Annotated in this window: 17 protein-coding genes and 1 tRNA gene; 8 read left to right on the top strand and 10 right to left on the bottom strand. The window is 62.4% G+C overall.

What is annotated here, in order from left to right; genetic code table 11:
- Positions 1-17 precede the first annotated feature (17 nt).
- From yihA to rpmH, 7 genes are all read right to left on the bottom strand, one after another.
- Positions 18-668: a ribosome biogenesis GTP-binding protein YihA/YsxC gene (gene yihA, locus B9A11_RS11460; protein ID WP_058247865.1), complete on the bottom strand. Its 651-nt coding sequence runs from the start codon at positions 666-668 to the stop codon at positions 18-20.
- Between the two features lie 101 nt (positions 669-769).
- On the bottom strand, positions 770-2,572 hold the full coding sequence (gene yidC / locus B9A11_RS11455; RefSeq protein WP_058247657.1) for a membrane protein insertase YidC: 1,803 nt from the start codon (positions 2,570-2,572) through the stop codon (positions 770-772).
- A gap of 160 nt (positions 2,573-2,732) precedes the next feature.
- On the bottom strand, positions 2,733-4,280 hold the full coding sequence (locus tag B9A11_RS11450; protein WP_058247656.1) for a putative bifunctional diguanylate cyclase/phosphodiesterase: 1,548 nt from the start codon (positions 4,278-4,280) through the stop codon (positions 2,733-2,735).
- Positions 4,281-4,339: 59 nt separating this feature from the next.
- Positions 4,340-5,227: a tRNA 2-thiocytidine(32) synthetase TtcA gene (ttcA, locus tag B9A11_RS11445; RefSeq protein WP_058247655.1), complete on the bottom strand. Its 888-nt coding sequence runs from the start codon at positions 5,225-5,227 to the stop codon at positions 4,340-4,342.
- Between the two features lie 25 nt (positions 5,228-5,252).
- Positions 5,253-5,486, bottom strand: a complete 234-nt coding sequence (gene yidD, locus B9A11_RS11440) for a membrane protein insertion efficiency factor YidD (RefSeq protein WP_083499841.1) — start codon at positions 5,484-5,486, stop codon at positions 5,253-5,255.
- Positions 5,483-5,818 carry a ribonuclease P protein component gene (gene rnpA, locus B9A11_RS11435; protein WP_058247864.1) on the bottom strand — a complete coding sequence of 112 codons (336 nt, stop codon included), beginning with the start codon at positions 5,816-5,818 and terminating at the stop codon, positions 5,483-5,485. Before rnpA ends, yidD begins: the two co-directional genes overlap by 4 nt.
- A 93-nt stretch (positions 5,819-5,911) precedes the next feature.
- On the bottom strand, positions 5,912-6,046 hold the full coding sequence (gene rpmH / locus B9A11_RS11430; RefSeq protein ID WP_012177012.1) for a 50S ribosomal protein L34: 135 nt from the start codon (positions 6,044-6,046) through the stop codon (positions 5,912-5,914).
- Between the two features lie 312 nt (positions 6,047-6,358).
- On the opposite strand from rpmH, the gene B9A11_RS11425 reads away from it, so the two are divergent.
- The 5 genes from B9A11_RS11425 to B9A11_RS11405 all read left to right on the top strand — a co-directional run bounded on the left by B9A11_RS11425 (position 6,359) and on the right by B9A11_RS11405 (position 10,541).
- Complete coding sequence (locus B9A11_RS11425) at positions 6,359-7,024, top strand: TVP38/TMEM64 family protein (RefSeq protein WP_234988809.1); 666 nt, start codon at positions 6,359-6,361, stop codon at positions 7,022-7,024.
- Position 7,025: 1 nt separating this feature from the next.
- Positions 7,026-8,444 carry a dihydrolipoyl dehydrogenase family protein gene (locus B9A11_RS11420; protein ID WP_058247654.1) on the top strand — a complete coding sequence of 473 codons (1,419 nt, stop codon included), beginning with the start codon at positions 7,026-7,028 and terminating at the stop codon, positions 8,442-8,444.
- A 9-nt stretch (positions 8,445-8,453) separates the two neighbouring features.
- Positions 8,454-9,836 carry a sensor histidine kinase gene (locus B9A11_RS11415; RefSeq protein WP_058247653.1) on the top strand — a complete coding sequence of 461 codons (1,383 nt, stop codon included), beginning with the start codon at positions 8,454-8,456 and terminating at the stop codon, positions 9,834-9,836.
- Between the two features lie 57 nt (positions 9,837-9,893).
- Positions 9,894-9,970, top strand: a tRNA-Arg gene (locus tag B9A11_RS11410).
- 109 nt (positions 9,971-10,079) lie between these two features.
- Complete coding sequence (locus B9A11_RS11405; protein ID WP_058247652.1) at positions 10,080-10,541, top strand: NUDIX hydrolase; 462 nt, start codon at positions 10,080-10,082, stop codon at positions 10,539-10,541.
- 6 nt (positions 10,542-10,547) lie between these two features.
- On the opposite strand, the gene B9A11_RS11400 is transcribed toward B9A11_RS11405, so the two are convergent.
- The 3 genes from B9A11_RS11400 to B9A11_RS11390 form a co-directional block, all read right to left on the bottom strand.
- Positions 10,548-11,873 carry a cytochrome-c peroxidase gene (locus tag B9A11_RS11400; RefSeq protein ID WP_143595859.1) on the bottom strand — a complete coding sequence of 442 codons (1,326 nt, stop codon included), beginning with the start codon at positions 11,871-11,873 and terminating at the stop codon, positions 10,548-10,550.
- Between the two features lie 198 nt (positions 11,874-12,071).
- The gene (locus B9A11_RS11395) at positions 12,072-12,578 is read right to left on the bottom strand and encodes a flavin reductase family protein (RefSeq protein WP_058247651.1); all 507 of its coding nucleotides are present in this window, start codon (positions 12,576-12,578) and stop codon (positions 12,072-12,074) included.
- Between the two features lie 9 nt (positions 12,579-12,587).
- Positions 12,588-13,475: an aldo/keto reductase gene (locus B9A11_RS11390; protein ID WP_058247650.1), complete on the bottom strand. Its 888-nt coding sequence runs from the start codon at positions 13,473-13,475 to the stop codon at positions 12,588-12,590.
- A 138-nt stretch (positions 13,476-13,613) separates the two neighbouring features.
- Between B9A11_RS11390 and B9A11_RS11385 the strand changes: the two genes are divergently transcribed.
- The 3 genes from B9A11_RS11385 (at position 13,614) to B9A11_RS11375 (ending at position 20,363) form a co-directional block, all read left to right on the top strand.
- Positions 13,614-14,315: a GntR family transcriptional regulator gene (locus B9A11_RS11385; RefSeq protein WP_058247649.1), complete on the top strand. Its 702-nt coding sequence runs from the start codon at positions 13,614-13,616 to the stop codon at positions 14,313-14,315.
- A 265-nt stretch (positions 14,316-14,580) separates the two neighbouring features.
- Complete coding sequence (locus tag B9A11_RS11380; RefSeq protein WP_058247648.1) at positions 14,581-18,960, top strand: Ig-like domain-containing protein; 4,380 nt, start codon at positions 14,581-14,583, stop codon at positions 18,958-18,960.
- Between the two features lie 83 nt (positions 18,961-19,043).
- Positions 19,044-20,363: a TolC family protein gene (locus B9A11_RS11375; protein ID WP_058247647.1), complete on the top strand. Its 1,320-nt coding sequence runs from the start codon at positions 19,044-19,046 to the stop codon at positions 20,361-20,363.
- Positions 20,364-20,380: the final 17 nt, after the last annotated feature.

The following is a 20,380-nucleotide window of genomic DNA, read 5'->3' as shown; positions in this document are numbered from 1 at the left end:
AAAGCCGCGCCGGATTACTAGGTCAGCCCCGCGATGATTGCCCGCAATGTCGGGATTCCGTCGCCTTTTTCGCTGCTGGTCAGCACGATTTCGGGGTAGGCGGCGGGGTGCTTGGACAGCTTTTCGCGCACTTGCGCCAAGGTCTTGTCGTAGTCCTTGTCCTTGACCTTGTCGGCCTTGGTCAGCACCACCTGAAAGGTCACGGCCGAGCGGTCAAGCAGGGTCATGATCTCTTCGTCGACGGGTTTGATTCCGTGGCGAAAGTCCACCAGCACAAAGGCGCGCCGCAGCGATTGCCGCCCCGCGAGGTAATTCTTGAGCAAAGCCTGCCATTTGGCGACCACGGCGACCGGCGCATTGGCAAAGCCATAGCCGGGAAGATCGACCAGATAGCGTTCGCTGCCCAGTTGGAAGTAGTTGATTTCCTGCGTCCGTCCGGGCGTGTTCGATGCGCGCGCCAGACCTTTGCGACGGGTCAAGGCATTGATCAGGCTGGATTTCCCGACGTTGGACCGTCCGGCAAAGCAGACCTCGATGCGGTCATCGGGCGGCAGGCCGTCCATGGCGACCACGCCTTTGAGAAAATCCACTTCGCCCAAGAACAACTTGCGCGCGGCTTCACGCTCGGCCTCTTCGGGGGCATCAGCCAGTTTGAATTGCAATTCCATCGGGGCCTCACTTTCGGGGCGTTTCCCCGGGTCTGCCAAAAAAAGATCGCCACGGATACCCTTGGGACCCGTGGCGATCAAGATTTCCTTAAAAAGCTTGGTTATTTTGCGTCAGATTTTTCGCGCTTCAAGCTTTTCTTGATATTTCCGAACACATCGGGCGTGTACCCTTGGCTGCGCATGATGATGTACTGCTGGGTAAAGGTGATCGTGTTGTTTGCGATCCAGTACACCACCAGGCCGCTTGCGAAACCGCCCAGCATGAACATGAACACCCACGGCATCCACGCAAAAATCATTTGCTGCGTGGGGTCTGCGGGAGCCGGGTTCAGCTTTTGCTGAAGCCACATCGAAATACCCAGCAGCAGCGGCAGAATGCCAATGAACACCAGGGCAAAGATCGAGCCAGCCTCGGGCGCGGGCCACGGGAAGGCACCGAACAGGTTCCAAAGCGAGGTGGGGTCCGGCGCGCTAAGGTCTTGGAACGGACCAAAGAACGGAGCGTGACGCAGTTCCAGCGTGACGAAGATCACCTTGTACAGCGAGAAGAAGATCGGGATCTGCAGCAGGATCGGCAGGCAGCCCGCGGCGGGGTTGACCTTTTTCTCTTTGTAGAGCGCCATCATTTCCTTTTGCAGCTTTTCACGGTCGTCGCCGGCGCGTTCCTTGATCTTTTCCATCTCGGGCTGGAGTTCCTTCATCCGCGCCATGGAAACATAGGATTTATACGCCAGCGGGAAGAGCACAGCCTTGATCATCAGGGTCAGCACGATGATCGCGATGCCCATGTTGCCGATCACGCCATTCAGCCAATGCAGGATCGCAAAGATCGGCTTGGTCAGGAAAAAGAACCAACCCCAGTCGATCGAGTCGATAAAGCCCTGGATGCCCTGTTCTTGATAGTCGCCAATGGTTTCCCATTCTTTCGCACCGGCAAACAGCTGAGTCGTGACGGACTGGGTCGCGCCCGCAGCCAGTTGCAAGGTCGGCAAAACGGCTTCGGTCTGATAGATGTCGCGCGCTTCGTCGTACTTGGCAACCTGTTTGAAAGCACTGCCGGGGGCCGGGATCAGCGCGGTCATCCAATAGTGATCGGTGAAGCCGATCCAGCCGTTTTCCGACACTTGGGTGACCTCGGCGCGGGCGCCCTCATTCGGGTTGATGTCGAAATCGGGCATGTCCGAGTAGCCGATTTCGGACAGCGTACCGTCGGCCATTGCCACAACACCTTCGTGCAGGACGAAGAAGTTTTTGACATCAGCGGGTTCGCCGTGACGGGCCACGATGCCGTAGGGCGCAAGCGAGACCGTCGCATCACCGGGGTTTTCGACCGTTTGCGTCACGGTGAACATGAAGTCTTGGTCAATCGAAATCGAACGACGGAAGATCAGGCCCGAGGGGCTGTCCCAGCGAAGGATCACCGGTGTTTGCGCGGTCAGCGTCTCGCCGGTCTCGACGGTCCAAGGAGTGTTCGCCCCGGGCACATCATCCAAGGACAGGCCCGCACCCGGCGCCCAGCCGTAAAGCGCGTAATAGGCATCATCGTTGCCCGCCGGATCCAGCATCTGAACGATGGGCGAGCCCTCTTCGAGCGTTTCGCGATAGTCTTTAAGGCGCAGGTCGTCGATCCGGCCGCCGGTCAGCGAGATTGAGCCTTCGAGGCGCTCGGTTTCCAGCGGTAGACGCGGGGCTTCGGTGGTTTCCGTAGCTGCGAGTGCGTCCCCTGCCGCGCTAGGTGCCGCGGCCGGAGCCGTTGCAATGTCCGCGTCTGCGACGGTTTCCACCGCAGCGGGTGCGTTCGGGTCCTCTACCGTTTCCGGTGGGGGGAAAAAGTAGAACCAAACCAAAATCACAGCAAAGCTGAGTGCCGTCGCAAGAAGTAGGTTCTTGTTCTGATCGTCCATTGGGACTGCCGCCTTTCCCTTGAGAAGTCATCGCTGGGTTCAAACCCTACAGGCCTCAAAGGTCAAGCAGTTTCCCTGTTTTCCATGGGGAAATGCGCTTGGTGGGTAGGTTTCTGTTGGCGCTTATCGTGCCGGCGTTCGGATGTCTTGGCCAAAGCACTTACCCGGAGCCGCGGCCAAGACGCTGCGCACCCGCGATCCGTTCGGCGTGCCCGGCGGCCCAATCGACCATCTGATCTGGTGGCATGGGGCGGGCGATGCCGAAACCCTGGACGTGATCGCAGCCGAGTTGCGCCAAAAGGGCGTGTTCCCCAACGCTTTCGACCCCTTCGGCCAGCGTCTCGAGGCCCAGTCGATCAGCCATACCAAGAATTGCGGCCAACATCCGGTGTTGGTCTTCGTCCCGGTCGACGCGAGTCACAAAGCTGCGGTCAATCTTGAGGCGGTGCACTTTGAACCGCCGCAACGAGGTGATCGACGCATGGCCGGTGCCAAAATCGTCCAAGTCGATATGGCAGCCCATTTCGCCAAGAGACATGATGTTCCGCGCAACAATGCCCTCGGGGGAGCCAGCGATCACGGTTTCGAGGACTTCGATACCGAGTCGCTGCGGAGTGAGGCCAAAGCGATCCAGTTCCCACTGAATGCGTTCAACGAGGCGGGGATCGCGAAGTTCCGTATCCGAGAAATTGACGCTGACGCGTGGAATACCCAAGCCCGCTTGATCCCAACTGCGCAAAGCTGTGAGGGAATGCTGCAAGATCACTTCGCTCAGCCGTTCCATTTTACCCGACTCTTCGAGCACGCGAAGAAACTGGGCGGGGGGCACAATGCCACGCTCTGGGTGAATCCAGCGAGCGAGCGCTTCGACGCCGCTGATCTCGCCGGTCGAGGTGCAAACCTGAGGTTGGAACCAGGGTTGGATCTGCCCATTTGCCAACGCACGATCCACCTCGCTCTTGAGGGTCGTCTGTTCACGGTGCGCGGCCCGCATGTTTTCTGACCAAGCCCGAATGGCGGAGGGGCCGTTGGCCATGGCTTCGCCCAAGGCGATCTGCGCCCCTTCGAGCATTTGCTTGCCGGTTGCATCGTCTTTCAGACGCGCGCTGCCGCAAAAACCAATGGAGGCCGACAGGTAGCGCATCGTGTTGTCGATCGACGCGGGTTCCTCAACGCCGGATTGGAGCCGCGTTGAAAGTTGTAGCAATGCTTCGAGATCGAGCCGCAGAGATGGCCCGAGCAGCACAAGGTAGCGAGAATCGCCGAGGCGTACCGCCACGTCGTCGCGTCTCAGGGCATTACGCAACCGATTCAGGGACAAGTCCCGCAGAATATCAGCGGTATCTTCGCCGTCGCGATCCGCGACATCGTCAAACCCCTCAAGTTCGACCAGAATCACCGCTGTGGCGAGATTCGCGGCGCGCGCGCGTTCCAAAGCTTTTTCCGCCATCGCAGACGCAGTGATCAAATTCACAAGGTCTGCCGACTTGCCGCCAGCCGAATCCTCTTGCGGCACGACTTGCCCGCCACCGACCGCAATGAACAGCAGCGGCATTCCCAGCGCAGCCAAGATCAAAAGCGGCTCGCCGCCCAACCAGAACGCGGCCAGCACTGTGGCGGGCAAAAACGCCAATGCCTGCGGACCGTATAGCCCGCGACGCAGCATGGACTGCAAACTCGCGATGCGTGCGCCAAAGCCCGCCTTCATCATCGGTCCCTTTCCCTAGTCACCAAAGGCGACCTTAGAACAGACCGGTAACTCAGATATTAACGCACCGGGAACTTTTCCGAAGAATTTACAGACCCTGCGTTCGTCGCCAGCCCAACAAAGTCAAAAATCTTGGGGTCCAGCATGTGCGACGGGCGAATATTCATCAAAGATCGGAACATCACGTTGCGCCGTCCGGGGCTGTTTTTCTCCCATCCGTCAAGGATTTGCTTGACCTGTTGGCGCTGCAAGCCGTCTTGGCTGCCGCACAGATCGCACGGAATGATCGGATAGTTCATCGCCTTCGCGAATCGCTCACAATCGACCTCGGCCACATGCGCGAGCGGGCGGAAAACGAACAGATCGCCCTCTTCGTTGACCAGTTTTGGCGGCATTGTTGCCAGTCGCCCGCCGTGGAACAGGTTCATAAAGAACGTTTCGAGAATATCGTCGCGGTGATGGCCCAAAACCACCGCCGAGCAACCCTCTTCGCGGGCGATCCGGTACAAATTGCCGCGGCGAAGACGCGAGCACAGCGCGCAATAGGTGCGGGTCGAGGGCACTTTGTCCACCACGATAGAGTAGGTGTCTTGGTACTCGATCCGGTGCGGAACGCCCATTTTCTCAAGGAATTCAGGCATTACGGTCGCGGGAAAGCCCGGCTGACCTTGATCCAGATTGCAGGCCAGCAGTTCCACCGGCAACAAGCCGCGCCATTTCAATTCATAGAGAATCGCCAGCATCGTGTAGCTGTCCTTGCCGCCGGAGAGGCAGACCAGCCACTTGGCGGGCTTGGCGTCTTTTTCATGCGCGTCGGGCGCGATCATCCCATATTGGTCAACCGCTTCGCGCACGTTCTGCACGATTCGTTTGCGCAGCTTCTTGAACTCGGTGCTTTTGGGGGCGCCGTAGAAGAGCGGATGGATATCGTCACCGTCATCAAGCATTTTTGAAACCTTTTGAGCAAAGCGATCAATCGGGGTCTTTGGGCGGCACGTTGTCGATGCCGCTGCCGCCCCATGGGTTGCAGCGCAAAATCCGCCACGCCGCCAGCCAGCTGCCTTTTGCCGCGCCGTGTTTTTCCAATGCTTCCAACGCGTAAGCCGAACAGGTCGGGTGAAACCGACAGCCGTTTCCGACCCACGGGCTGGCCACCAAACGATAGGCTTTGACCGGCAGGGCGACGATTCGGGCGAGGGGGCTCATGTGCTGTGCGCTTTGCGCAGGGCGCGGCGCAGATCGTCCTGCATGGCGATGAAATCGCGCGCGGCGGTCTGTTCGGCGCGGCCAATCAGCACATAGTCAAAGCCGTCCTGACCCAGCTCGGGCAGCACCAGTCGCGCGATCTCACGCAAGCGCCGCTTGGCCCGGTTGCGCGCAACGGCGTTGCCGACCTTTTTCGAACAGGTAAAGCCCACGCGAACGCCCGTCGCCTCGCCCTCGGCACGCTTTCGGGCCTGCAAGAGAAAGGCTCCTGCTGGGACCCGCCGTGCCTTGGCGGCTTTGAGAAAGTCGGCGCGTTTCTTAAGAACCTGCATCAGCGGAATGCGCAAAAAGGGCCGCCGCGGATCGCTCCGGGGCGGCCTTTTCGACAAAGCCAACTGCTCCGCCAAACGGCGAAGCGGCAGACCTTATGCGCTCAGGCTTTTGCGGCCGCGAGCGCGACGTGCGTTCAGAATTTTGCGCCCGGCTTTGGTGGCCATGCGCGCGCGGAACCCGTGGCGACGCTTGCGGACGAGGTTCGACGGTTGAAAAGTGCGTTTCATCGCGGCTACTCCGTGTCATGAAACCGCGACGAGGTAACTCGCACGGCCATTGGCATTCGAAGCCCTGCCTATAGGGGGACGCTTTGCGCATGTCAAACGTGGAATCGGCATTCGTTGCAACAATCCGCGCGTTTATTCCGCCGAAATGTTTCAGACCGGATGAATCTCGGCAAAATGTTCACGGATTGGCGTCATCCCGTTCAAGCGGGCGTGATCGGGGTATCGCCCCACGCCTCCAGCGGCCATGTTCAGGGCATTCCTAACGAAAGAGCCGCAAAAGTGAAGCGTCACCTGCCCCTGATCACGATTCTCATGGTCGCCGTTGTCGGTTTTTTAACGCTCCGAGACTATCTGACCTTTGAGACTTTGCGTGAAAACCGCGAGGCGCTGCTGGCCTATCGCGATTCGCATGTCGTGTTGATGGCGTTGGCGTTCCTTGGAACCTATGTGGCAATCGTCGCCTTTTCCCTGCCGGGGGCGGCGGTGGCCTCTGTTACCGGGGGCTTTTTGTTCGATCTGACCTTTGGGACGGTGCTCAACGTCACATCGGCCACCATCGGCGCAATGGTGATCTTTGTCGCGGCGCGCGCGGGGCTTGGCCAAACGCTGGTTGCCCGTATTGAGACGTCGGATGGCACCCTCAAACGGCTCAAGAATCGCCTGCACGACAATGAAATCAGCGTCTTGTTCCTGCTGCGGCTGGTGCCTGCGGTGCCGTTTTTCGTCGCCAACCTGCTGCCGGCGCTGGTCGGGGTAAAATTTCGCAACTTTGTGCTGACGACCGCGTTGGGCATTATTCCCGGCGCGATCGTGTTTACTTCGATTGGGGTGGGGCTGGGCGAAGTCTTTGATCGCGGCGAAGATCCCGATCTGTCCCTTTTATGGGAGCCGCACATCATCGGCCCGATTCTCGGACTGGCGGCGCTTGCGGCTTTGCCTTTGGTGATCAAAGCCCTGCGCGGCAAAGAGGAGATCTAAGATGGAGCAGATCAAAACCGATCTATTGATCCTTGGTGCCGGGTCTGGCGGGCTGTCCGTGGCGGCGGGCGCCGTGCAGATGGGGGCCGATGTGGTCCTGCTCGAAGGGCACGAGATGGGCGGCGACTGCCTGAACTACGGTTGTGTTCCGTCCAAGGCTTTGATCGCAAGCGGAAAAACGGCCTACATGATGGCGCAGGCCGCGCCCTTTGGGATTACGCCCGTCGCGCCGCAGGTCGATTATGCCGCGGCCAAGGGCCACGTCCGCGAGGTGATCGACACTATCGCGCCGGTCGACAGTCAGGAGCGATTCGAAGGCTTGGGCGTGCGGGTGATCCGGGAATACGGGCGCTTTGTCTCGGACACGCAGGTCGAGGCGGGCCCCTACCGCATCACCGCCCGGCGGATCGTGATCGCCACGGGATCGTCGCCCATGGTGCCGCCGATTCCCGGCCTGTCCGACGTGCCCTATCTGACGAACGAAACCCTGTGGGAGCTGACCGAACGGCCGTCGCATCTGTTGATCATTGGCGGTGGGCCTATCGGGATGGAAATGGCGCAGGCGCATCGGCGGCTCGGGTCAGAGGTCACCGTGATCGAAGGCGCGCGCGCCCTGGGCAAGGACGACCCCGAGATGGCCGCCGTTGTGCTGGATGCGCTGCGGGCCGAGGGCGTGACCATTGCCGAAGGTGCCTTGGTCCAAGAGGTGCGCGGCACTGCGGGGGCGATTGAAGTGCACGCCAAAGATGGGCGCGTTTTCAATGGCTCGCACCTGCTTGTCGCCGCCGGTCGCAGCGCCAACATAGGTAAACTCAACCTCGAAGCCGCCGGGATCGAGACCACCAAGACCGGGGTAAAGGTCGACGCCGCCCTGAAAACCACCAACCGCCGGGTCTATGCCATCGGCGACGTGGCCGGCGGGCTGCAATTTACCCACGTGGCGGGCTACCACGCCGGGATCGTTATCCGCTCGGCGCTGTTCGGCCTGCCCGCCAAGGCCAAGACCGACCACATCCCTTGGGCGACCTACACCCAGCCCGAACTGGCTCAGGTCGGCCTGACAGAGACGCAGGCGCGCGAAAAATACGGTGACGCGCTGGAAATCGCGCGCTTTCACTATGCCCACAACGACCGCGCCATCGCCGAGCGCAAAACCCCTGGCCTGATCAAGGCGATGGTCCACAAGGGCAAGCCCGTCGGCGTGTCGATCGCGGGCCATCAGGCGGGCGAGTTGATCAACCTTTGGTCCATGGTCATCGCGAACGGCCTGAAAATGAGCGCCGTGTCGAACATGGTTTCGCCCTATCCTACTGTGGGAGAGGTTAACAAACGGCTGGCAGGTGCCTATTTCACGCCTAAATTGTTTGAGAACGAAACCGTGAAAACCGTGGTCCGCCTTGTCCAGCGATGGCTGCCCTGAGACTTTGACATGCTGAACTCTCTCTCTGGCCGCTTCCTGATTCTGACCGTGATCTTTGTCATGTTGGCCGAGATCATGATCTTTGTGCCGTCGATTGCGCGCTTTCGCGAGGATTACCTGCTCTCGCGGCTTGAACGCGCACAGATCGCGTCGCTTGCGCTGTTGGCCGATGACATGCTGTCCACAGAGCTAGAGGCAGAACTGCTTGATAACGCAGGTGTTTACAACGTCGTGCTGCGGCGGGACCAGATGCGGCAGCTGGTGCTGGCCTCGCCCTTGCCCGCCATGGTGCACCAGACCTTTGACCTGCGCGAGGCCACGGCGGGCGAGTTGATCCGCGATGCGGTGCTGCGCCTTGCCGACCCTCAGGCGCGTGTGATTCGGGTGATTGGCGTGCCGTCTTTGGACGCCGGCCAACTGATCGAAGTCACCATGGACACCGCGCCGCTGCGCATGGCGATGCTGGATTACGGGGTGCGAATCCTGATCCTGTCGGCGGTAATTTCGGTGATCACCGCGATGCTTTTGTTCCTTGCGGTGCGCGTTTTGCTGGTCAAACCGATCAAAAGCGTCGTCGGCCAGATGCAGTCCTACGCCGCCGCCCCCGAAGATGCGCGGCGGATCATCAAACCCACCGCAAGCGTGCGCGAATTGCACGAAGCCGAGGTGGCGCTTCAGGCTTTGGAAACCCAATTGACGCAAAGTCTGCGGCAAAAAGAGCGTCTCGCCCAGCTTGGCGGGGCGGTTGCGCGGGTCAGCCACGATTTGCGCAATATCCTGACGTCGGCGCAGCTGTTCACCGACCGGATCGAGATGTCCGAGGATCCCGCCGTCAAACGCATGGCGCCGAAACTGGTGAATTCGATCACGCGGGCGGTGTCTTTGTGCGAAAATACCCTCGCGTTTGGCCGCGCCGAGGAACCCGCCCCGGCGCTGACGCTGTTCAATCTTGCCGAGCTGACCAGCGAAGTGCTCGAAGCAGAGCGTCTCGCCATCGGGGAGGATGACATTTCCCTGTCCGAAGACGTGCCCGCCGGGATGGTTCTGCGCGGCGATCCCGAACAGATTTACCGAATCCTGTCGAATCTTGTGCGCAACGCGCGTCAGGCCATCGCTGCCACCGGCCAGTCCGGTGAGATCAGCGTTGCCGCCAACATCGACGAGGACGACTGGGTGATCCAAGTGGCCGACACCGGGCCGGGGCTGCCGCCAAAGGCGCGCGAACACCTGTTTCAGCCCTTTCAGGGCGGGGTCCGCAAAGGGGGATCGGGGCTTGGCCTCGCGATTGTGGCCGAGCTGGCAAAGGGCCATGGCGGGGCGCTGACGCTGCTGCGCAGCGACGAAAACGGCACCTGTTTCGAGGTCAGATTGCCGATGGGCGAAATGAACTGAATTTTCTTTCATTTTCCTCTTGCGCATCCCCGCGCCAAACCGTAAACCCCGCCTCACGGACCGATAGCTCAGCTGGATAGAGTACTTGACTACGAATCAAGGGGTCGGGGGTTCGAATCCTCCTCGGTCCGCCAGGATAGGGAAAGCCGCGCAGCACAGTCTGCGCGGTTTTTTCGTTTTTATGGCTTTCGTAACCTTTCTGGCGAATTATCTAAGTGTGTGTGCCCAGGCAGGAGAGGGTAGGTGCCTGAAATAGGGGAGCAAATCGCAGCCTTGCCGCTGCGCCGGGATGACAAGCATCATCTGCGGGTTCTGATGGTGACATCTCGGAACACGGGGCGTTGGTTGATTCCGCGTGGCTGGGAAATGGACGGCAAGACCCCGTGGCAGGCCGCCGAAATCGAAGCCATGGAAGAGGCGGGGGCCAAGGGCGAAATCAGTCCCGAGGTAATCGGCACCTATCGCTACGCGAAGATCCTGTCCGACGGGCGGATCATCCCCTGCGTCGTGCGGGTCTACCCGATGATTGTGCACAAGCTCAAAGACGACTGGAAAGAGCGCAAACAACGCTCTCGCCGGTGGTTCTCTCTTAAAGAGGCGGCCAAGCGGGTGATCGAGCCAGAGCTGGCCGATCTTTTGCTGTCGCTCCAGACCGAAGCGAACCTGCCCACCGCCCTGCGCAAGCTGTCGACCCGGCGCGTCTAAGCGCGCTTAGTCTACGGGCAGCCCGCTGGGCACCTCGTCCGGCCGCCCCAAGGGGCGCTGCATCGCGGATTGCCCGGTCAGGGCGTTGAGGAACGCTTCGATCGCATCGATATCCTCTTCGATCATTTTGACCGGTTGCAGGTCCAGATGCGCCACTTGTCGCGCCATCTCTTGGGTGTTTGCGGCCAGCACAAAGTCGTTCGCCTTGAGCCAATCGACCTGCGGCAGCCGTGCCATGCCGGGGGTCCAAGCGTTGCGGCTGGTGATCGGATCACACATGTGGCGGATCATGTCGCGCAACGTCGGATAGGCGCCGCTGTGCCCATAGGGCGCGGTCAGGGCCACATTGCGCAGCGACGGGGTGCGGAAACGGTAGGCATCGGCGGGCAGCTTGGTCACCTCCATCCGGCCGACGTCGCTGCCGATCAGCGTTTCAAACGCGCGTCCCGGCCCGAATTGCGGCACGCCCACCGCGTAGAAATTCTGGTCCGTAAACAGCGGTCCATTGTGGCAATTGGCGCAGCCCGCGTCGCCAAAGAACAGCGCGCGTCCCTTTTCCGCCAGCGGCGGCAGAGGCGTGCCCGCGTTCAGATAATCGTCGTAAGGGCTGTCAAAGCTTTGCCATTCGGTGCCGATGAACGCGGCCAAAGCGTTGGCGATCTCGACAATCGTGATGTCATCCTTGGACCGGACCTCGCGCACATCGCGGCGGAACAGGTAGGCGTATTCGGGCGTGTTGCGCACCCGCTCGGCCACCTGTTCCCAACCAAGGTCGATGCGCTCGGCAAAGGCGGCGCTGACCGGGTTTTCGTCGGGCTTGCCCGCCATTTCGGCGTCAGAGCTCATGGGGAACAGCGCCTGCGCCGCCAAAACAGAGTTCAACCCCTCGGGCAAAAGCGTGCCTGCGGGGGTGCGAAAGCGCAGCCCGTCGCTGTCCACCTGTTCAACCCGGCCATCGTGAAACAGCACCCGCATGTCGCGGTGGCCAAGGTTCCACAGCGCAGGGGCGTTGCGCGGGATGCGGGCCGAAATCAGCGACAGGCCATCACCGGGGGTGCGATCCATGCCCAGCCCGCTGCCGCCTTCGCCAATCCCAAGGCTCACGCCATCGGCGCTGTTCAGGCTGTGGTGATGGCAGGTGCCGCAGCTGATATTCTGATTGCCCGACAATATCTTATCGTAGAACAGCATCTGCCCCAGCCGGGCCTGCCGGGCGTCGAAATCAAGGTAATCCTGTGCGGTGACGGGCTCTTGGGCCGACAGGGGCGTGCCCAGCCCGACCGCGACAGACACCACGCGCATGAAATGAGATGTGTACCGAAAAAACTGCATGACCAACCATAAAGGGAATTTGACCGGAGATGACTAAATTGTGATCCTCTCGCCGCCCTATGGCAAGTGACGGAATTGCCACGTCTATTTGGTGGCGCGCTTTGGGCCCATCCCTACATGTTGCCGCAACGTCAACGCGGCGTCTCGCAATCGGAAACCGCTCTCAGAGCGGCGATTCTGAGCGCCCCCGCCGCAGGGTCAGGCCAAGGGCGAAAACGCCCCAAAGCCGCCACCCTGAAACGCCAGCGGGCGGCCTTCGCGTGTGGTGACGCGGGTGACTTCGCCGATCACGATGGAATGGTCACCGGCATCATGCAACGCCACTTGGCGGCATTCGAACCGGGACAGGCAGCCTTCGATCAGGGGGGTGTTGCCGTCGCCAGAGGTCCAAGGCAGCGTGTCAAATATGTCGCCTGAGCGGGCGAAACCTTGGCACAGGTCGCGCTGCTCTTCGCCCAGCACGTGGATCGCAAAGTGCTGCGCCGCAATGTAAAACGGATAGCGCGAGGACGATTTTGCCGGCGACCACAGCACCAGAGGCGGGTCGAGCGAGACGCTGGAAAAAGAGTTCGCCGTGATCCCCAGCGGCCCGGTCCCGGTGTCGCAGGTCACCACCGTCACGCCGGTGCAAAACCGCCCCAAGGCGGTGCGGAAATCGCGCGGGTCGGCGCTGGCCGGGTCAAAGCTATGAGGCATCGAGGTCATCGTGGCTCCTTAGGGGACTTCTTGGCCGAGCGCGAGCGTGTAAAGGTCGAACCACGTTTCGCGGTCCAGTTTGACCTTGGCAGCATCGCTGATCCGGCGAATCCGGTCCAGATTGTTGGTGCCAAGCACAGGTAGGATACGCGACGGATGTGCCAAGAGCCACGCAACGGCGACCGACGCGGCGTCAGTGCCGACATCCGCGCCGATTTGCGTAAGGCGGGCGCGCAGGCTCTCGTTGGCTTCGGCAAACAGCGTCCCGCCGCCAAGGGGCGACCACGCCATCACCGGCTGGCCTTGGCGCTGGTGAAAGGCGATGTCGCCATTGGTCAGCGGCGCGTTGTTCAGCAGGCTGATCTCGATCTGGTTGGTGGCCAGCGGCGTCTGCATCCCCGCTTGCAGCAGCTCCCAGTCCCAGGGGCGAAAGTTCGATACGCCAACGGCGCGCACCTTGCCCGCGCGCACCAGATCATCCAGCGCCGCGCCGGTTTCCAGATGGTCCATGAACGGGTCGGGTCGGTGGATCAGCAAAAGGTCGATATGATCAATGCCCATCAGCCGCAGGGAGGCATCCACCGACGCATGGATATGCGCCCGCGAGGTGTCATAGTGTTTCACCCGCTTGTCCGCGTGCCGCCCGACCGGCGCGACGATGTCGCATTTCGTGACGATCTCAACCTGCGCGCGTAAGGCCGGGGTCAGCGCCGCGCCCAACACTTCCTCGGCCATGTAACCGCCGTAGATGTCCGCTTGATCCAAGGTGGTGATGCCCTGATCGAGACAGGCGTCGATCTTGGCGCGCACATAGGCGGGCGAGGTGTCCTTGTCGCTCGTCAGCCGCCACATCCCGTAGACGAGGCGGCTAAGGTCCAGACTGTCCGTGATCGCAACGCGTTCCATGGCGGCTCCTGCGTGAGGCTTGGGGAAAGGTGTGGCGGAAATGGGCGGGCAGGTCCAGTGCCCCTTGCACGCGGGCGGCATTTGGAAAATCAATGCTGTAGCAATCCCGAAAGCCCCTAAGAGCCGCCCGAAAGCCTGATGACCGACCGCCACGCCTTGCCCCTGTACCTTCAGATCTCGGAAATGCTGATCCGCGAGATCGGCGCGGGGCGTCTGGCCGATGGGGCGCGCTTGCCGCCGGAACGGGACTATGCCGCGCAATTGGGCATTTCGGTGGGCACGTTGCGCAAGGCGCTGGGCGATCTGGCGGACAAGGGCTTGTTGCGGCGGGTGCAGGGGTCGGGGAATTACATCCGGGCCAAGGCCGACGTCCAATCGGTCTATGCGTTCTTTCGGGTCGAGCTGCTGGAGGGCGGCGGGTTGCCCACTGCCGACGTGCTGTCGCTGGACCGCGTGACCAAGTCCGCCGATCTGCCGGACTTTGGCGCCAGCGCGCAGGCGTGGCGCATCCGGCGGTTGCGGCGGCTGAACGGCATCCCTGCGGTCTTGGACGAGGTCTGGCTGGACGCCTCTTATGCGCCAAGCCTGACGGTGCGCGATCTGTCGGACTCTTTGTATCTGACCTACCGCGAAAAGCTGAACCTGTGGATCACCAGCGCCGAAGATCGCATGTCCATCGCCCCCGTCCCGGACTGGGCCCCGGCGGAGTTCGGCCCGAAACCGGGGGTGCAGATGCTCTTGGCGACGCGGGTCAGCCTGACGGCGGATGGCACCCGTGCAGAGGTATCGCGCGGCTATATCGACACCTCTGTGGCGACCTATATCGCACGTTTAAAGTGATCTAGATCACACCCTTACGTTGATCAATCGCAGGTCAACACGGCGCATCGGGCCGACTGTCGACATTTTCGCAACAGCGCATCAGCCATATTTTCACCACATTTTAAGGAACATGTGGTGCGGACCCTCGCAATTTTGCCCGGATATCGCTGTGTTAACAAAAAACTATCTGGCGAAATTAAGGCAAATGCGGTAGTTACAAATCAGAACAATAAGTCGGCCACATAAAAATCAGGGCCGTCGATTAGAGTAGAGCGGTGTTATCATGAGCGCGATCGATTTCGTGATCCGTACCCGTGCGGGTGCGCTTCAACGTGGTTCCGTAGGCGGCAGCGATGAGGATTTTCTCATCGACGCAGGTGCCGGGAACGATATTTCCCTTCATATTCGTCAGTCGGATCTGCGTGGCTATGACCGCGCGGCAGATGATCTGCTGATCACACTGGCCGATGGCCGGGTCATCGTGCTCGAAGGTTACTTCGACACGGGCGCTGAGGGCGCAAATCGCCTGTTCATCAGCGCCGATGGCATCCTCAACGAGGTCAGCTTTGTCGAGACCGACAGCGGCGCGTTGTTCGCCCAGTATGGCCCGACCGAGACCTGGGGCAAGTGGAGCCCCACCGACGAGCTGATCTATGTCGACGACCCGCAGGTGGTCGCGGATGTGCCGCTGGGCGCTTACGACGGCGAAGAAGAGCAAGTCTCGATGCTGGCAACCGGCCTTTTGGGCGCGGCAACCGGCCTTGGCGCGACGGGTGTCGGCGCAGGTCTCGCAGGGGCGGCCGTGATTGGCTCGCTCGGCGGTGGCGGCGGCGATGGCGGCACCGAATGGACCGCGCCGACCGTGGATAACCCCGACGCGAACGTGGCCGTAGGTGGCGGGGACAACCCCGAGCTGACCATCACCGGCACCGCCAACCCCGGTTCGGAAATCGTGGTCACCGTGGGCGACAAAGAGGTCACCGTGATCGCGGGCGAAGACGGCACGTGGGAAGCGGTCTTTACCGGCGATGATTTCCCCGATGACGGCGTCTATGACGACGTGGTCGTGATCGTCACCGACCCGAACGGCACCATCACCAACCTCGATGGCCCGTCCTTTGAGATCGACACCACGCCTCCGGCTGTGGACATCTACAACGGTACCACCGGCGCGGGCGATCTGTTCAACGCCGAAGGCCACGAAGGCGGCGTGACCATTTCCGGCACCGCCGAGGGGGGCACCACCCTGACCATCGAGGTCGAGGGCCACTCCGAGACGGTCACCGTTGGCGGCGACGGCACCTGGAGCTTTACCTTTGACGAGACGGTGCTGCCGGGCGGCGAATACACCACCGACGTCAAGATCACCGTGGTTGACGGCTTTGGCAACGTGACCGTGATCACCGACGTGATCGAGATCGACACGATCCCGCATCCGCTGACCATCGACATGGTGACCCCGGACAACGTCATCAACGGAGTTGAGGCCGACGCGGGCTTTATGATCACCGGCACCTCGACGCCGGGCGCGGTTGTGACCGTGACCTTCGAAGACCTGACCCAAGAGGTTCTGGTCGCCGCCGATGGCACCTGGGAGCTGAGCGTAACCGCGACGGACTTCCCGGGCGGCGAGTACACCTCGTCCATCACTGTCAGCACCGTGGACCTTGCGGGCAACGCGTCCTCGCTGACGACCGAAGTGCAGATCGACACCGTCAACGTGGTCGAGATGAACAACGGCCCGCTGACCGGCGATGACATGATTTCCGGCGCGGAATATGACGCAGGTATCACGCTGACCGGCACCACGCAGGCCGGCGCGACGGTCGAAGTCACCATCGAAGGCGTCACCCAGACCTTCACCGCAGGCGGTGACGGCGCGTGGTCGGTGACCTTTGCGGGCGGCACGCTGCCGGGTGGCACCTATGACACCGTGGCGACCATCGTCTCGACCGATCTGGCGGGCAACGCGTCGACCATGACGCACAGCTTTACCATCGACACCGAAGCGACCGTGACCATCGACACCTCGCTGGTGGCGGGGGATGGCGTGATCAACGCGTCCGAGTACAACGGCATGATCGCCGTGACCGGCGCGGGCGAGCCCGGCGCAACCATCGAAGTGTCCAACAGCATCAACAGCTGGACGACCACCGTGGGCGCGGATGGCTCTTGGTCGATCACCCTGTCTCCGACGATGCTGGACGGCGGTCCGGGCCACTCGGAACTGGGCTACACCTCGACGCTGTACGTGACCTCGACCGATCTGTCGGGCAACACCACCAGCACCTCGGGCACCATCGACGTCGACCTGAACACCATGATCCTCGCAGGTGTCGTGGACGCGGACGGCGTGATCAACGCCGCAGAGCGCGCCGATGGCGTGGTCCTGAACGGCGGCGGAGAGCCGGGGGCCGCGATCGTGGTCACCGTCTCGGGCGAGCAGCTGTCCACCACCGTGGATGCGACCGGCATGTGGTCCGTGACCATCCCGGCCTCGGTCATCCCCGAGGGCGAAGCTTCGTTGGCCTTCTCGGCGACCGCGACCGACCTTGCGGGCAACACCGCGACCGCATCGGGCAACATCGCCATTGATACGGTCGCCAACGTGGCCGTGATCACCGACACCGTTGAAGGCGACGGCATCATCAACGACGCAGAGCGCGCGGACGGCGTGACCCTGACCGGCCAGACCGAGCCAGGCAACACCGTCACCGTGACCATGGGCAACATCACCCACACCGCCACCGTGGCGGCGAACGGGTCGTGGACCGTGGACTTCAGCGCGGCGGAACTGCCGGTGGGCGAGCGCACGCTCAACGTCACCGCCAATGCGACCGATCCGGCAGGCAACACCGCCACCGCGACCGGCACCGTCGACGTGGACACGCTGGTGCGCAATTTTGCGATCACCTCGGATGCGCCGGGCGGCGCGGACGGCATCGTCAACGCGGCAGAGGCCGCGGACGGCCTGACCCTGACCGGCACGACCGAGCCGGGCGGCTCTGTGGTACTGAACCTCGGTGGTCAGACTGTCCAAGCCAACGTGGCAGCGGACGGGTCGTGGACCGCGACCTTCAGCGCGGCGCAGATGCCTTCGGGCGAGCAGACCGTGACGCTGACCGCGACCTCGACCGATGCCGCGGGCAACACCGACGTCATCAGCCAGAACGTGCGCATCGACACCGACGCAGGCCTGCTGACCATCTCGGCAGCTCCAGTCGAAGGCGACGACGTGGTCAACGCGGCAGAAGCCTCGGACGGCGTGGTGCTGACCGGCACCTCGACCCCGGGCCAGCTGGTGGACGTGACCATGGGCGGCGTGACCCACACCGTGCAGACCGGCTCCAACGGGATCTGGACCGCGCCCTTTGCGGCGTCGGAAGTCCAGCCCGGCACCTACGTGGCGCAGATCAGCGCGACCATCACCGACAGCGCGGGCAACACCCTGACCCGCACCGACGCGGTGAACGTCGACACCGAAGTGGTGAACTTTGCCGCCAGCGGCGATCCGGTCGAAGGGGACAACGTCATCAACGCCACCGAGGCCTCGAACGGCTTTATCCTGACCGGCACGACCGAGCCCGGCTCGATCGTCAACGTCACCTTCGAAGGTTTGACAATTGGCGCGTCGGTCAGCGGCTCTGGCGCATGGTCCGTGGTCTTCCCGGCCCCGGCGATTGACGGCGGCGAATACGCCTCTGGGGCCGTGATCGAGACCATCGACCCGGCGGGCAACCCGGCGACCACCTCTGTGACCTTCAGCGTCGACACCTACGTCAACGAGCTGACCTCGGACGCAGCGACCCTCGCGGGTGACGGTGTGATCAACGCCGCAGAGGCCGCGCAGGGCGTGACCCTGTCCGGCACCGTCGAGGCAGGATCGGATGTCACCGTGACCTTTGGCGGTATGGCCCACGTGGCCACCGTGCAGGCGGACGGCAGCTGGACGGTGGACATTCCGCCCGCAGCGATCCCCACCGGCACGCTGGACGCGCCGATGCTGGTCGAGGCAACCGACCCGGCGGGCAACACCACCGTGATCAACGAAACCGTGCACATCGACACCGATGCGCCGGACGTGTTGACCTGGCTGGGCTATGGCCGCGACGGCACCGGCGTGGACGAAATCCGCACCGAGATCACCGAAGACACGGTCTATCTGGGGCAACTCGACACCTCTGGCGCGGCCCCGACCGTGACGGATGTGGACGTGGCCACCACCACTGATGTGCCGTTCCTGGATCGGTCCTACATCTCGCTGGATGGCTCTGTTCCCGATGGCACGCACCTTGTCCTGGCCAGCACCGATGCGGCGGGCAACACCTCTGGCAGCTTGCTGGTGACCGACGATCCGGCCACGAACCAGGTGCTTATGTCCGACGGCATCGCCGACGCGCTCGGCCAGTTCCAGATCGAGACGATCGACCTGCACTTTGCCGAAGACAGCCGTCTGACCATCACCGAGGAGCAGATCCTTGCGCTGTCCACCAACAGCGACACGGTGACGATCGAAGGTGGCAGCGACGACGCGGTCACGATCACCGGGGCGCAGGCCACCGGTACGCAGACCGTCGGTACCGAGACCTACAACGTCTTTACCCTTGGCGATGCCACGGTGCTTGTGGATGACGACATCCACACCAACACCGGCATCATCTAAGGGCACCTACGTCCGGAGGGCGGGCTGAACCCGCCCCGGATCCCGACCATAATCATAATCGCGCCGAGAGCGGGGGCACGACCATGAGCAAGAGCAGGCGGAGCCTGGGTCTGATCGCTATTCTGGCGATGCTGCCCGGGTGTATGAAAGACATGGGGGACGGGGTTGTCTCGCGCTTTAAGGGCGCAGAGCCCACAGCCACGGCCCCGGCAGATCCCAAGCTGCAAAAGGCGGTCGCGAAACCGTCCGATGCCTCTGAAATCATTCACGCTTTGCAGACCCGGCCTTCGGTCATTCTGTCCGGCACGCCCTACAGCCGTGTGGCTGACGCCGTGATCGCCTCTGACTCCCGCGTCGCCGAGGCAGAGCTGCGCGTCGCCCAACTGCGCGCCGAAGCCGCCCAGAGCAACTGGATGCCCCGGATCGGGCCGCGTATCTCTTTGAACTCGCTTGGGGATTTCGTCGCAGAGCTGGTCATCAACCAGGTCCTCTTTGACAATGGCCGCAAAAAGGCCGAGCGCGATCTGGCCAAGGCCAACGTGGAAATCGCTGCTGTCACGCTGGTCGAGGACGGCAACGAGCGCGTGTACGACGCCCTGTCGCTGTATATCCGCGCCGAGGAAAACCGTGATCTGTCGGCCCACCTGAACAGCGCGCTCAAGGAAATGGCGCACTTCGAATGGGTCATGCAGGAGCGCGTCAACGGCGGCGTGTCCGACATGTCCGACCTCAACGTGTTGCGGCAGAAACTGTCCTCCATGCGCGCCCGGTCCGGTGAGGCGCAAGAGGCGACCACCACCGCGATGGCCGAGCTCAACGCCATGTCCGCGCGCAAGCTGGACGAGCTGCGCGGCATCGGCGGGCTCAAGGAAACCTCCGCCGGGGAGCCTCTGGGCGTGATCCGCGCCAGCGCCAAGCGCGAGCAAGCCATTGCCGAGGCGAAAATCGCCCGCGCGTCGAACCTGCCCGGTCTGGCGGCCAATGGCGCGGTCGGGGCAGGGGGGCTGAGCGGCGGTCTTGAGGTCACTACGGACTCGTTGTTCTCGCTGGGCACCATGGCCGAATTCGAGGCGATTGAGGCCACCAAGGAAAGCGCCACCCGCCGCGTGGCCGAGGCCCGCGAAGTGGCCGAACGGCAGGTGCAGGCGCAAAGCAACCGTCTGGTGGCCTTCCGCCGCCAAGCCGCCGAGGCGAGCACGCTCACCGCACAGGCCAAGCAGAACCTCGACCTGTTCCGCGCCCAATACGAGGGCGGGCAACGGCAGGTGATGGACGTGGTTGGCGTGTACGAGACCTACGCCGCCGCATTGGAAACCGAGATTCAGTTGAAATACAAAGCCGCCCGCGCGGAGCTAGAGCTGGCCCGCCTGCGCGGCGCGCTGGCCGAGGGGGCACGGATTTGAGCGCCTCTGTCCTGTCC

Origin of the sequence: Tropicibacter naphthalenivorans (genome assembly GCF_900176475.1) — a bacterium.
Lineage (GTDB): Bacteria > Pseudomonadota > Alphaproteobacteria > Rhodobacterales > Rhodobacteraceae > Tropicibacter > Tropicibacter naphthalenivorans.
This window is presented reverse-complemented; position numbering and strand designations above follow the sequence as displayed.

Excerpts from the sequence above, each read along its gene's own strand:
- yihA (WP_058247865.1), bottom strand. The coding sequence starts at position 668 with ATGGAATTGCAATTCAAACTGGCTGATGCCCCCGAAGAGGCCGAGCGT.
- yidC (WP_058247657.1), bottom strand. The coding sequence starts at position 2,572 with ATGGACGATCAGAACAAGAACCTACTTCTTGCGACGGCACTCAGCTTT.
- B9A11_RS11450 (WP_058247656.1), bottom strand. The coding sequence starts at position 4,280 with ATGAAGGCGGGCTTTGGCGCACGCATCGCGAGTTTGCAGTCCATGCTG.
- ttcA (WP_058247655.1), bottom strand. The coding sequence starts at position 5,227 with ATGCTTGATGACGGTGACGATATCCATCCGCTCTTCTACGGCGCCCCC.
- yidD (WP_083499841.1), bottom strand. The coding sequence starts at position 5,486 with ATGAGCCCCCTCGCCCGAATCGTCGCCCTGCCGGTCAAAGCCTATCGT.
- rnpA (WP_058247864.1), bottom strand. The coding sequence starts at position 5,818 with ATGCAGGTTCTTAAGAAACGCGCCGACTTTCTCAAAGCCGCCAAGGCA.
- rpmH (WP_012177012.1), bottom strand. The coding sequence starts at position 6,046 with ATGAAACGCACTTTTCAACCGTCGAACCTCGTCCGCAAGCGTCGCCAC.
- B9A11_RS11425 (WP_234988809.1), top strand. The coding sequence starts at position 6,359 with ATGGTCGCCGTTGTCGGTTTTTTAACGCTCCGAGACTATCTGACCTTT.
- B9A11_RS11420 (WP_058247654.1), top strand. The coding sequence starts at position 7,026 with ATGGAGCAGATCAAAACCGATCTATTGATCCTTGGTGCCGGGTCTGGC.
- B9A11_RS11415 (WP_058247653.1), top strand. The coding sequence starts at position 8,454 with ATGCTGAACTCTCTCTCTGGCCGCTTCCTGATTCTGACCGTGATCTTT.
- B9A11_RS11400 (WP_143595859.1), bottom strand. The coding sequence starts at position 11,873 with ATGCAGTTTTTTCGGTACACATCTCATTTCATGCGCGTGGTGTCTGTC.
- B9A11_RS11395 (WP_058247651.1), bottom strand. The coding sequence starts at position 12,578 with ATGACCTCGATGCCTCATAGCTTTGACCCGGCCAGCGCCGACCCGCGC.
- B9A11_RS11390 (WP_058247650.1), bottom strand. The coding sequence starts at position 13,475 with ATGGAACGCGTTGCGATCACGGACAGTCTGGACCTTAGCCGCCTCGTC.
- B9A11_RS11385 (WP_058247649.1), top strand. The coding sequence starts at position 13,614 with ATGACCGACCGCCACGCCTTGCCCCTGTACCTTCAGATCTCGGAAATG.
- B9A11_RS11380 (WP_058247648.1), top strand. The coding sequence starts at position 14,581 with ATGAGCGCGATCGATTTCGTGATCCGTACCCGTGCGGGTGCGCTTCAA.
- B9A11_RS11375 (WP_058247647.1), top strand. The coding sequence starts at position 19,044 with ATGAGCAAGAGCAGGCGGAGCCTGGGTCTGATCGCTATTCTGGCGATG.